Annotated in this window: 14 protein-coding genes; 8 read left to right on the top strand and 6 right to left on the bottom strand. The window is 46.0% G+C overall.

What is annotated here, in order from left to right:
- The 3 genes from FTV18_RS00005 to FTV18_RS00015 form a co-directional block, all read right to left on the bottom strand.
- Positions 1–205, bottom strand: a 205-nt coding sequence (locus FTV18_RS00005) for a DUF4372 domain-containing protein (protein WP_180010975.1), incomplete at its 3' end; no start/stop codon positions are given.
- Between the two features lie 122 nt (positions 206–327).
- A complete protein-coding gene (locus FTV18_RS00010) occupies positions 328–1,818 on the bottom strand; it encodes a YifB family Mg chelatase-like AAA ATPase (protein ID WP_180016634.1) in 1,491 nt (496 codons plus the stop codon).
- A 65-nt stretch (positions 1,819–1,883) separates the two neighbouring features.
- Positions 1,884–2,111, bottom strand: a complete 228-nt coding sequence (locus FTV18_RS00015; RefSeq protein WP_034703445.1) for an accessory factor UbiK family protein — start codon at positions 2,109–2,111, stop codon at positions 1,884–1,886.
- A 278-nt stretch (positions 2,112–2,389) separates the two neighbouring features.
- Between FTV18_RS00015 and glnK the strand changes: the two genes are divergently transcribed.
- The 7 genes from glnK to FTV18_RS00050 all read left to right on the top strand — a co-directional run bounded on the left by glnK (position 2,390) and on the right by FTV18_RS00050 (position 8,529).
- Positions 2,390–2,728, top strand: coding sequence for a P-II family nitrogen regulator (gene glnK / locus FTV18_RS00020; protein ID WP_004650081.1), 339 nt, complete (start codon positions 2,390–2,392; stop codon positions 2,726–2,728).
- A gap of 60 nt (positions 2,729–2,788) precedes the next feature.
- The gene (locus FTV18_RS00025) at positions 2,789–4,204 is read left to right on the top strand and encodes an ammonium transporter (protein ID WP_180016633.1); all 1,416 of its coding nucleotides are present in this window, start codon (positions 2,789–2,791) and stop codon (positions 4,202–4,204) included.
- 139 nt (positions 4,205–4,343) lie between these two features.
- The gene (nrdR, locus tag FTV18_RS00030) at positions 4,344–4,811 is read left to right on the top strand and encodes a transcriptional regulator NrdR (RefSeq protein WP_004787309.1); all 468 of its coding nucleotides are present in this window, start codon (positions 4,344–4,346) and stop codon (positions 4,809–4,811) included.
- A gap of 2 nt (positions 4,812–4,813) precedes the next feature.
- On the top strand, positions 4,814–5,902 hold the full coding sequence (gene ribD / locus FTV18_RS00035; RefSeq protein ID WP_180016632.1) for a bifunctional diaminohydroxyphosphoribosylaminopyrimidine deaminase/5-amino-6-(5-phosphoribosylamino)uracil reductase RibD: 1,089 nt from the start codon (positions 4,814–4,816) through the stop codon (positions 5,900–5,902).
- A complete protein-coding gene (locus FTV18_RS00040) occupies positions 5,899–7,191 on the top strand; it encodes a DNA adenine methylase (protein ID WP_180016631.1) in 1,293 nt (430 codons plus the stop codon). The genes ribD and FTV18_RS00040 overlap by 4 nt, the downstream gene beginning before the upstream one ends.
- A gap of 23 nt (positions 7,192–7,214) precedes the next feature.
- A complete protein-coding gene (locus FTV18_RS00045) occupies positions 7,215–7,874 on the top strand; it encodes a riboflavin synthase (RefSeq protein ID WP_034703431.1) in 660 nt (219 codons plus the stop codon).
- 109 nt (positions 7,875–7,983) lie between these two features.
- Positions 7,984–8,529, top strand: coding sequence for a VTT domain-containing protein (locus FTV18_RS00050; RefSeq protein WP_004787301.1), 546 nt, complete (start codon positions 7,984–7,986; stop codon positions 8,527–8,529).
- A 103-nt stretch (positions 8,530–8,632) separates the two neighbouring features.
- On the opposite strand, the gene FTV18_RS00055 is transcribed toward FTV18_RS00050, so the two are convergent.
- From FTV18_RS00055 to FTV18_RS00065, 3 genes are read right to left on the bottom strand one after another with little or no spacing between them, the layout of a single operon-like run.
- On the bottom strand, positions 8,633–9,247 hold the full coding sequence (locus FTV18_RS00055; protein WP_159123955.1) for a hypothetical protein: 615 nt from the start codon (positions 9,245–9,247) through the stop codon (positions 8,633–8,635).
- 26 nt (positions 9,248–9,273) lie between these two features.
- Positions 9,274–9,681, bottom strand: a complete 408-nt coding sequence (locus FTV18_RS00060; protein WP_179992212.1) for a DNA polymerase III subunit chi — start codon at positions 9,679–9,681, stop codon at positions 9,274–9,276.
- Positions 9,674–11,122: a leucyl aminopeptidase gene (locus FTV18_RS00065; RefSeq protein ID WP_180003799.1), complete on the bottom strand. Its 1,449-nt coding sequence runs from the start codon at positions 11,120–11,122 to the stop codon at positions 9,674–9,676. Before FTV18_RS00065 ends, FTV18_RS00060 begins: the two co-directional genes overlap by 8 nt.
- Before the next feature lie 156 nt (positions 11,123–11,278).
- Between FTV18_RS00065 and lptF the strand changes: the two genes are divergently transcribed.
- A complete protein-coding gene (lptF, locus tag FTV18_RS00070; protein ID WP_034703425.1) occupies positions 11,279–12,379 on the top strand; it encodes an LPS export ABC transporter permease LptF in 1,101 nt (366 codons plus the stop codon).
- Positions 12,380–12,381: the final 2 nt, after the last annotated feature.

Below are 12,381 nucleotides of genomic sequence, written 5' to 3' on the forward strand. Positions count from 1 at the left end.
TTTCCTGTTGGCACTCCAAATTGGATTGAATATCTCTCAGACTTTGCCTACAAGAGAATTGAGACATCAATATGGCAATAAACTGATCCCACCGGGAAGCCGCTCTAAATTTCTGTCCAACATGGTGCACTTTAGCAAGTTGTTCAAAATCCTGTCGCACAACAGGTTTAATTAGCTCATGAAATACGGTATTCTGATGGGACAAAACCTGAATCCTGGTCGTTAAAGTGTTTGTTTGCACTCATATTTTAACTGTTAGGACTCAGGTTTTTTTATTTAAAGCAAACTATGGGACAGCAGTGATCTCAGGTCGCCTTTTTTAGTGTTCTAAATCTGCTGCTGCCCGCGATAAGACAAGGCTTCCGATAAGTGCCCAGTCTGAATATCTGGACTTTGGTTAAGATCGGCAATGGTTCGGGCAACACGCAAAATCCGATGATAGCCTCGTGCTGACAAATTCAGTTTCTGCTGAGCCAGTTCAATCATTTTCTGAGCTGGTGGATCGAGAGGGGCGTATTGTTCTAGTTGCTTTGGACTAAGACTCATGTTCAAGGCATTTTGCCGTTCGATCTGAATATTATAGGCGGTGATCACGCGCTGTCTGACCGTTTCAGAGTTTTCGACAGGTTTATTGTCCTGTAATTCCTGTGCCTGTAAAGGTGGTACGTCAATATGCAGGTCAATCCGATCCAGTAATGGGCCAGAAATCCGGCTCTGATAACGCTTAATGCTTTCAGGTGAACATTGACAGCGGCTGTCCTGATTAAATGCATAACCGCATGGACAGGGATTCATGGCTGCCACCAGTTGAAAATTGGCTGGAAAAGTAATTTGCCGGGAAGCACGTGAGATTACAATTTCTTTGGACTCAAGCGGCTGACGTAATACTTCTAAAACCTTGCGGTCAAACTCAGGCAGTTCGTCTAGAAATAAAACGCCCAAATGTGCCAGTGTGATCTCTCCAGGTTTAGGATGTGAGCCACCGCCGACCAGTGCAATGGCAGACGCAGTATGATGCGGTGCCCGAAATGGCCGCTGGCCAAAGGGATGATTGGCATTGGCAATTGAATAGATACTAGCAACTTCCAGATTTTCCTGAGTATTTAAGGGAGGTAAAATACTGGCGAGGCGCGATGCTAATAAGGTTTTACCTGTACCAGGTGGGCCGCGGAACAGCAGGGAATGGCCACCTGCAGCTGCAATTTCCAAGGCACGTCGTGGTCGCAATTGTCCTTTCACATCCGCAAGATCAAATTTATAAAAAGAGTGCTGATCTAATGGACTGGTCTTAAACGGGGGCAAGGTTTCTGCTTGAGCCAGATGTGCACAGACTTCCTGTAAATGATTGGCAGCAAATACCTGAAAATCCGGAAGCTGAGAGGCTTCCTGAGCATTCGGACTAGGCAAGATCAGTTGATGCTGTGCCTGCTGGCAGGCGATTGCAATACTCAGGATTCCTGTTACTGGCCGCAATTGACCATCTAGGGCCAGTTCACCAATAAATTCAAGGTCATCTGTGCAATTTTCTGGAAGCTGCCCTGAGGCCACTAAAATTCCTAGCGCAATCGGCAAGTCCAAACGTGAGCCATCTTTAGGTAGATCGGCAGGTGCCAGATTAATGGTCAGGCGTTTGGTCGGAAACTGAAAGCCGCTATTCAGAATAGCTGATCGAACCCGATCCTTACTTTCCCTGACTGCGGCTTCAGGAAGCCCCACAATGGTGAGGGAAGGCATGCCAGAACTGACATGAACTTCGACTTCAATTAAAGGTGCATGCAGGCCTAACAGGCCTCGCGTATAAATTTTGGCAAAAGACATATTGTTGTTCCAATATAGTGCATTATTTTTATTGTTCTCGTGTCTTTTGTGCACTGTAGTTGTGCTTATTTTTTAATCGAGACTTTTTCTTCTAGCTCTTCGACTTGTTTTAGTAAAACATTTAAACGCTGATTGGCATTATTTAGGGCAGTGCGTTGACGTTCGAGCTCTTCTTTAGACACTAAATCCATTTTACTGACGGCTTCATTGAGCAGGGCACGCAGATTGTGCTCCAGGTCCTTTTTAGGGTGTTCAACTTGCTGCAAAATTGCTTGTAACAGGGTTTCAATCATAATCTGATCCATCGCCATATAAATGCGCGGACAGTGTAGCATTGCTGCAAGAGTGACTTACAGTATTTCAGATAAAATATAGGCTGCTTCGATTAGTAATATTGTAAAAATCCACATAAAAAATATCCAATTTGTGCAGATTCCAATACGTTATAAGTATAAAATAAAAGAGCAAGAAACATCGTGCCGGGCTTTCTAATTTCCCCCGACCTTAGGAATCTTGGCATGAAATTTGAACATAAAACCTTACTGGTGAAATAAGCCGAAGGAAAACAAACATGAAGCTCGTAACTGCAATTGTAAAACCTTTCAAATTGGATGATGTGCGTGAAGCATTATCTGAAATTGGTGTTCAAGGCATCACTGTGACTGAAGTCAAAGGCTTTGGTCGTCAAAAAGGCCATACTGAACTTTATCGTGGTGCTGAATACGTTGTAGATTTCCTACCGAAAGTCAAAATCGAAATCGCAATCAGCGATGAAATGGTTGATTCGGTAATTGAATCAATTACTCGTGTTGCAAGCACTGGCAAAATCGGTGACGGAAAAATTTTCGTAACTAACTTAGAACAAGTCATCCGTATTCGTACCGGTGAAACAGGTGCAGACGCTGTTTAATTTGGCACGAAGTTTGCTGAGTACCTAATAACTCACAAAAAACATGGTTGGGGGATACGAATGAAAAAAATGCTAATGGCGTTCGGCTTGTCCAGCGCTCTTTTAGGTGGTTCTGTTGCGTGGGCTGAAGAGGCCGTAACAGCACCAACACCTACTGAAGAAGTCGCACTCGTTGCAGAGACTGGTGATACTTCACTTACAATAACAGACACAACTACAGCAGAGATTGCTGAAGTGGCGCCAGCTGAACCAGCAGCGCCTGCAGAAGAAGAAGCTACTCTCGATACTGGCGATACAGCCTGGATTCTCACTTCAACAGCCCTTGTATTACTGATGACCATTCCAGGTTTAGCCCTGTTCTATGGCGGTATGGTCCGTAAGAAAAATGTGCTGGCAACAATGGCACACAGCTTTGTTGCCGCAGCCGTAGTCAGTATTGCCTGGGTCGTGATTGGCTATACATTGGCCTTTGGTGAAGGAAATGCCTTTATCGGCAGTCTGGACAAGCTCATGCTGGCTGGAATAACCACCGATGCGCTTTCAGGCACAATTCCTGAAATCCTGTTCGTGATCTTCCAAATGACGTTTGCCATTATTACGGTTGCCATCATCAGCGGTTCGATTGCTGAGCGTATGAAGTTTGGTGCTTTTGTGGCATTCATTGCACTCTGGGTGATTCTGGTGTATGCACCAATTACTCACTGGGTCTGGGGCGGCGGCTGGTTAGGCAACGACGGTGCGCTTGACTTTGCTGGTGGTACAGTCGTTCACATCAACTCAGGTGTAGCGGGTCTGGTTGCAGCCTACATGCTTGGTAAACGTATGGGTCTTGGCCGTGAATCAATGGCGCCACATAACCTGACTTTAACTGTAGTCGGTGCAAGCTTACTTTGGGTAGGCTGGTTCGGCTTCAACGGTGGTTCAGCATTGGGTGCAAATGGTTCTGCAGGTTATGCGCTGATCGTAACTCAAGTTGCAGCAGCGGCAGCAGCGATCTCTTGGTTAATTACTGAAAAAGTAGTACGTGGTAAAGCATCTGTATTAGGTGGGGCTTCTGGTGCGGTAGCAGGTCTGGTGGTAATTACTCCAGCAGCTGGTTTTGTCACTGTCGGTGGTGCGCTGGCAATGGGTCTGATCGGTGGTGTGGTATGTTTCTGGGGTATTACTGCTCTGAAACGTACACTGAAAGCTGATGATTCTCTGGATGCCTTTGGCCTGCACGGTGTGGGTGGTATCGTTGGTGCGATTCTGACAGCATTCTTCGCAAGCGAATTCATCATGGGTGATGCTGCTCCAGCAAATGTAATGAGCCAACTTTGGGTTCAAGTTGAAGGTGTACTTGCAACCATCGCTTACTCTGCAGTATTAACTTTCGTGATTCTTAAAGTGATTGATCTGATCATCGGTATCCGTGTTTCTTCTGATGATGAACGCATGGGTCTGGACTTGAGTCAACATGGCGAACGCGTAGAATAATCTGCTAAAACAATAATCAATATATTGTGTAAAACAGCCCATCTGGGCTGTTTTTTTTCTATATATTGCGTAAAACTCTACAAAGTTTAGAATTTTTGCTACACTCGGAAATTATCAGGATTTGTTCAATTAAACCGCTATGCATTGCCCATTTTGCAATACACCAGACAGTAAAGTGATTGATTCACGCCTGGCCGCTGAAGGTTGCCAGATTCGCCGCCGTCGTGAATGCGTCAGTTGTAATGAACGTTTTACTACCTTTGAAAGTTATGAAGTGGTGATGCCGCGTGTCATCAAATCCGATGGCAAGAATGAACCCTTTGATGAAGCCAAATTACGTCGCTCACTGATGCATGCCTTGCAGAAACGTCCTGTGACTCAAGAACAGATTGAAACGGTGCTGAGTGATATCCAGTTGCAGATTCGCCGTCTGGGTGAGCGAGATGTGAAATCACGTACTATTGGTGAAATTGTCATGCAATCTCTATTCGCACTTGATCATGTGGCTTATGTCCGTTTTGCTTCGGTGTATCAGGATTTCCAGGATGTCGAAGCCTTTCGTCGTCAGATTGAACAGATGCAGCAACGTGGTGAGTTTCAAGAATAAGCATGACTGAACTCACTCAAGATCAAATCTGGATGCGCCGTGCCATCGAACTGGCACGTCAGGGGCAGTACTCCACTAAACCGAATCCGAATGTCGGCTGTGTCATTGTCAAAGATGGCATAGTCGTGGGTGAAGGTTTTCATCCCAAAGCCGGTCAGCCTCATGCGGAAGTCTTTGCCATGCGTCAGGCCGGAGAGCAGGCACGTGGCGCAACAGCATATGTGACTTTGGAACCTTGTGCCCATTATGGCCGTACACCACCATGTGCTAAAGGATTGGTTGAAGCAGGCGTAGCTAAAGTGATTGTGGCTTGTCCTGATCCGAATCCACTGGTCGCTGGCAAAGGTGTGCAAATCCTGAAAGATGCCGGAATCGACGTTGAAGTCGGCATTTGTGAAGATGAAGCACATCCACTGAATGATGGCTTTCTAAAAGCGATGGCGACTGGGATGCCTTATGTCCGTTTGAAAATTGCATCGAGTCTGGATGGCCGTACGGCAATGGCATCGGGTGAATCGAAATGGATTACCGGGCCTGAAGCGCGTCAGGATGTACAGCATTGGCGTGCGATTTCTGGCGCGGTGATTACCGGTATTGAAACCGTATTAGCCGATGATTGTCAGCTCAATGTCCGTAGCTTAAACGGTGTGGATGACATCAGCAGCATCGTTCAGCCAAAACGGATTATTCTGGATCGTCAGGGGCGTTTGCCACTCACTGCCAAGCTCTTGAAAAATCCAGAAACGGTAATGGTGATGGGGCCTTATTGTCCGGAACTAGCCGACCTCGGCGTGATTCAACTTGAGATTCAGCCTTTAAAAGAATTATTACAGCAACTGGTTCAGCAGCATCAGATTTATGATGTGCTGGTAGAAGCAGGGGCGACCTTATCTACCGTATTTTTACAGGCAGGACTGGTGGATGAACTCATCAGTTATGTTGCACCAACCTTATTGGGGCAAACTGCGCGTAGTATGTTCAATGCAGAATTTAGCCGAATGGCAGAACAACTTCGATTTAAGTTGCAGGACGTGACCCGTTTGGGTGACGACGTGCGCTTCAGGTTAATTCCTTCTCAAGAGACACTATGAATTCAGAGTCTACGGTTTATCACAAACGCCGCCATGCGGCACGTACTACCGATGAATATCTTTTCCATCAGTTGGTTCCTTATTTGGGGAACAAACGCCGTTTACTACATTTAATTCTGGAAGCACTTGAGAGCACGGGAACCTTAAAACGTGAAGATGGCCGTGCGCCGATTTTTGCCGATTTTTTTGCCGGTTCCGGTGTAGTATCACGTTTGGCACGTCAAAATGGCTATCGTGTGATTGCCAATGACTGGGAACCGTATAGCCATGCGCTGAATCATGCAGTTCTGGCTTGCACTGATGCACCTACATTTAAAGAACTGGGTGGCTATCAGAAAGCAATTGATTATCTGAACCGTTTGCCTGAAGTTAAAGGCTGGGTGACACATAACCTGTGTCCGCGTAATGATGAGATTTATGATCCGACCCGAGACCGTTTGTTCTTCAAACGCCGTAACGGCATGCGTATCGATGCCATCCGTCAGCAGATTGCCACCTGGCAGGCTCAAGGTGCGATTGATGACGTGGAAATGAGTGCTTTGCTGGCACCGCTGCTCTATTCAGCCAGTTTTGTCAGCAATACCTCAGGTGTATTTAAAAGTTTCCATCATGGTTGGGGCGGTAAAACCCAGACTGCACTAGAACGCATTGAATCACTACTTTGGTTAACGCCAAGCCGTTTCTGTGAAGATGCTAAGCATCAAGGACCTGCCGCAGAAATGTGGTGTGTGGATGCCCAACACTTAGCCAATCAGATGAGTGGTTTTGAAGTCGATGTGGCTTATCTGGATCCACCGTATAACCAGCATGCCTATAGTAGTAACTATCATGTACTCAATGCTTTAACGCTGTGGGATCAGGTGGATTTACCGACTCCAGACACTAAAGGCTTCAAGAGCGGGATTGACCGTGCATGGCGTAAAGAACGTCCAAGTCAGTACAACTCATCCAAGCATGCCAAAGAAGCCTATGAAACTTTGTTGGCGACCATTAATGCGCGTTTTATCCTGACCAGTTATTCAACCGATGGTAATATCAGTGCCACAGATTTGCTGCAGGCCAACCTGAAACGTGGCCGTGTAACCTTGCTCACTCAGGATGTGCCACGTTATCGTGTCAGTAAGCAGCGCCAGTCTGAACGTGCACGCGTATTGGAATTTATTGTAATTACCGACACGCATGCCAAGTCAGGTCCACCAATTCGTCAGTTACTGAGCCAGTTGCATCATTATGCTGAGCTGGGCGGTGTGGATACGACCGGCGTGAGCACCCAATTGGCCTTGTGGTAAGCGCAGAGAAAAAGGAAATAAAGATGTTTACAGGTATTATTGAAAGTCTGGGCAAGGTCGAGAGCTTGCAAAGCGTTGGCGGTGATGTACGCTTACGCATCCAGACGGATCTGGATATGTCCGATGTACATCTGGGTGACTCGATTGCCACTAATGGCATCTGTCTGACCGTAATTGACTGGGGTGAGAACTGGTATGCTGCAGACGTATCACGTGAAAGTCTGGACCGGACTACACTGGCTAACTGGAAAGTCGGCCAACCTGTAAATGTCGAAAAGGCGATGCTACCAACTACACGCTTTGGTGGACATATTGTTTCTGGTCATGTCGATGCGGTTGGTGAAATTACGGTGGTACGTTCCGATGCCCGTTCCATTTATTTTGAAGTGACTGCACCAAAAGAAATTGCCAAATATCTGGCAGAGAAGGGCTCTATAACAGTAGATGGCATCAGCCTGACCATCAATCACTTGCGTGGAAATATCCTTAGTCTGAATCTAATTCCGCATACGGCAGAACGGACCAATATTGGTACCTGGAAGTTAGGCACTAAAGTCAATCTGGAAGTGGATGTACTGGCACGTTATATCGAGCGTTTATTGCTTGGTGACAAGGCCGCAGAAACTACAGAACAGTCTAAAATCAGCATGGAATTCTTAGCCGAAAATGGCTTTTTGAAATAAATTAGCTGCGCAATTACCAGACAATCTAATTGAAAAATTAGACTGTTTTTTTATTTTTCGGGATAATACGTAGCTCAACTCGCGATTTTAGCCCCAGTGGACAGGTCGAATGCTCGATTTTTTACTTCATCTTGAACAGTCTTTACCCTTATTGCTGGAGCAGTATGGGGTATGGATCTATGCAATTTTGTTCCTGGTGATTTTTGCGGAAACAGGTTCGCCATTTTTTTTCTTTTTGCCCGGTGACAGTCTGTTGATTGCCGTCGGTGCGCTGTGTTCCAGCTCTGACCTGATTACCTTACACTCCATGGGTTTATTGCTGCTGATTGCTTCGATTCTGGGTTATACCGTGAATTATTATTCAGGCAGGGTGCTCGGATTAAAATATTTCAATGAGCATTCACGGTTTTTCAAACCCGAATATATGGTCAAAACCAATCATTATTTTATGAAACATGGCGGCAAGACGATCTTAATTGCGCGTTTTATTCCCTTTGTACGTTCCTTCGGTCCTTTTGCGGCAGGTTCTGGCCATATGAGCTTTGCAACTTTCAGTTTTTATAATGTGACTGGGGGAATTCTCTGGATTAGCACTCTGCTAGGGGCGGGCTATCTGCTTGGCAATACCGCATTTTTACTGGCTGACTTGTTTTAATTTTAAAGCAGATTTTATAGTTTGATGGAATAAACTAACCAAGACAGGGGATGGATTAGGCTGAAAAATAAAAAGAATCTTTTCAGCCAACTGACGATCAACTTTACTCAGCCAGATCAGAATTTTTCAGAATATAGTCAATTTCTTCTTTGGCTGCAGCGCGTAATTTCTCACGCAGTGCATTGACGGTTTGTTCAATCACAGTTTCTGCTTCGAGTTCCAGACGTAACCGTAAGCTTTCCAGCTCAGATAAAATCTGGGTATCGTCGATATTTAGGCGACCTTTGGCAAAGTCGAGCACCTGATCCGGATTTTTCTGATAACGTGCGGCATAATCCTGAACCTCAGTATCTAGCATATGACGCATTTCAGCCAGCTTCCGGGTCTGCTCGGCAAATTTTCGCTCTTCATCACGGCGTAGCTGTTCGGCATAGGCTTGCTCTTCAGCACGTTTTTCGGCTAAGGCTTTTTCGAGTGCCCGTTGTCTGCGAATACGTGCTTCTTCAATCAGTTCGGCCTTGCGCTGTGCATACGCTGCTTCAATTTTACGCTCAGACTCTTTCTGTAACTGCTGGTCGCGAACGAGCCATTCTTCTACAGCAGTTTCAGGCTTAAGTACTTCACAGATGCGCGAGAGGTCATCGATAAAGGTCTGACGTACAGCCTCAGGCGTGTTTAACCAGCGCTGTTTAAAATCTGGACCTACATTTAATGCCACTTGCATCTCCTTGTTCACGTGATTACTTAGAGCTTAAAGGTATTTGGCTGAATGCCAAAGCGACGATATTGTTTATATTTCTCACGTCCCAGCTGTTTAGCCGGTTCATTGTTTTCAATAATCTCAATAATGTGACTAAATTTCGCATCAGGTTCAAGTGCTTCCGGATTAAAATTAAAAATAATCCAGCCAGGCTGCTCTGGTAATTGAGCCGATATACAAACGGTCGCATCTGGCTGATCGATTCCATGCGGAATAAAGCTGGCAGGATCAAAGTTCCATAGCTTTTCATCCAGTTCCTGCTGTAAGGCAGGATCGGCACACAGCAGCCAGATACGCTCTGGCTGACGCAAAATTTTACGGCATAAACGACAAGTGCTGTCCACTTGTCGTTCAGGGCTTTTTTCAAATAAATAAAAGCTGACCTTAGCCATGCTTTTGAACGCGATTAGCCAGGAATTGCATTAATAGAGGTACTGGACGGCCAGTTGCGCCTTTATTTGGACCTGAATTCCATGCAGTACCTGCAATATCCAAGTGAGCCCAGCGATATTCACGCGTAAAACGTTGCAGGAAGCATGCAGCTGTTACAGAACCGGCTTTAGGGCCACCAATATTGGCAATATCAGCAAATGGGGAATCCAGTTGTTCCTGATAGTCGTCCAGTACTGGCATGCGCCATACACGGTCAAATGCATTTTGGCCGGCGGTTTCAAGCTCTGCAGCCAGCTCATTGTCTGGCGTAAACATACCGGTCAAGACTGAACCTAAGGCCACTACACAAGCACCGGTTAGAGTTGCAATATCAATCACCAGGGCAGGGTTGAAGCGTTTCACATAAGTTAGCGCATCACAGAGTACCAGACGGCCTTCAGCATCAGTATTTAAAATTTCAACAGTTTGACCACTCATGGTGGTTACGATGTCACCTGGACGGGTGGCTTTGCCCGATGGCATATTTTCAGCTGCAGCAATCGCACCTACCACATGAATTGGTAAACGAGATTCGCATAGTGCACGAAGCGTGCCCAGAACTGAAGCTGCACCGCACATATCGTATTTCATTTCATCCATGCCAGCGCCTGGTTTTAATGAAATACCGCCGGTATCAAAAGTAATGCCTTTACCCAGTAATACAACTGGTGCTTCTTCACGATGAGCCAGATATTCAATTGTAATAATACGGCCTGGACGGTCTGAACCTTTGCTAACTGCAAGGAAGGCACCCATACCAAGGTCAGCCATTTGCTGTTCATTAAGTACAGTTACTTTAAGCAGGTCCGGGTATTGAGCCGCCAGCGCTTGCGCCTGTTCTGCCAGATATTCCGGGAAACAAATATTGCCAGGACGATTACCCAGATCACGCGCCAGATTCTGACCAGTCTGAACGGCCTGAATCAATTGCAACTGTTCAGCTGTTAGCGGAGTTTCGGCAGCGATGAAATCAATCTGCTGCAGAATAAATTCGTTCTTTTTTGACTTGTATTCGTCATAGCCGTAGCTGGCTTGAGTTAAAGCCAATGCAAACAGATAGTGCAATTCTTGTGGAAGTTGTGTCAGATCAACAGAAATCTGTTTGAATTTTTTTTGAGAGCCTTTAATAATGGCTTGGGCAATTTTCGCCAGTTTTCCCGCTTGTAATTCGGCAGTCTTGCCGAGGCCGATCAGGGCCGCATGCTGAGACTGGCTGACCTGTCCAATCAGGCTTAAACTTTCTGCCAGACCAGCCTTGAATTGAGATGCTTCAATTAATGTATCTAGGCTGTTGATTTGGTATGTTGATGCAGCGCTCTGAATCTGTTCTGAGTCGACTAAAATCAACAAAGATTGACTTGATCCATTCTCTGGGAATGACGTATTAATTGTAAGGTTCATATCTTGTTTTCACGCCTGTTTAGATTTGCAAATCATTCAAGCATTGAAACATTTATCCGAATAGATTTTCAATGGGCAGAGCCACCTAGGTTTTATATTTTTGCTATTCGGGTAAACTAGCACTCGTTTTATGGAGCTCATTTTGGAAGAACTAATTTGATTATTCGGCGTTATCTGGTCAAGCAAGTGGTATCGACCTCCTTGGTGGTGATTGCCTTACTGACCCTTATCATGATGGGCGGTCGTTTGATCAAGTATTTTGGTGTGGCCGCGCAGGGGCGTCTGGATGCTGGAATCCTGTTCAGCATCATTGGTTATCGTTTGCCTGAATTCCTGACCTTGATTCTTCCACTTGGGTTCTTTATTGGCTTAATGCTGGTCTTTGGTCGTCTCTATGTTGATCATGAGATGGCGGTCTTAAATGGTAGCGGAATTAGCCGGCATCAGCTGGCACGTCTTTTGATTCCGATGACTTTGGTCTATCTCCTTGCACAAGGCTTTCTCATGTTGTGGGCTTCACCGTGGGGGATTCGACAGTTCGAAGCCTTGACCAGTGAGCAGGCAGTACGAACCGGCTTTGATCTGGTTCGGCCCAAAGAATTTATCTCTTCCGGACCTTATACTATTTATGCCGGAGATCTATCCGAAGATCGCAAAAACCTGAAAGATATCTTCTTCTATCAGCGTGCGGAAAAAGAAGGCAAGCCAGATGTGATGATTCTGGCGCAGGAAGCGACCCGAATTGAAATGCCGAATGATGCGGCCAATGTGGTCGATCTCGTCAATGGCCGCCGCTATGAAATTTATCCAGGCACGCCGCAATATACCCAGGCTGAATTTGAAAGCTATCGTTTACGGATCGAAAGTGATAAAGAAGCAGAACTGGCCAGTGATGAAGTCGAGGCCTTGCCGACCGGACAGCTTTGGAAAAACCGTCAGGATCCGGTGGTAGCCAGTGAGCTTGGCTGGCGTGTCTTTGTACCATTTGCCATTGTAATTGCCCTGATTTTGTCTGTAGCCCTGTCTGAAGTGAGCCCACGTCAAGGTCGCTATCTCAAATTATTCCCGGCACTGATGATCTTTGCCAGCCTGATCGTCGCCCTGATGGCGATCAAAACCCGGGTCAGCAAGGCGGAAATGGGCATTTGGGCTTATCCATTGGTCCTGATCATATATGCCATAGCCGGTGCATTGTTCTCACGTAAACAGAATTTGGCGCCAAAAATTAAAAAACGGATTCAGCGAGTGAGGTCTTAACA

This window comes from Acinetobacter sp. YH12241 (genome assembly GCF_013417535.1).
In the GTDB taxonomy this organism is placed as follows: domain Bacteria; phylum Pseudomonadota; class Gammaproteobacteria; order Pseudomonadales; family Moraxellaceae; genus Acinetobacter.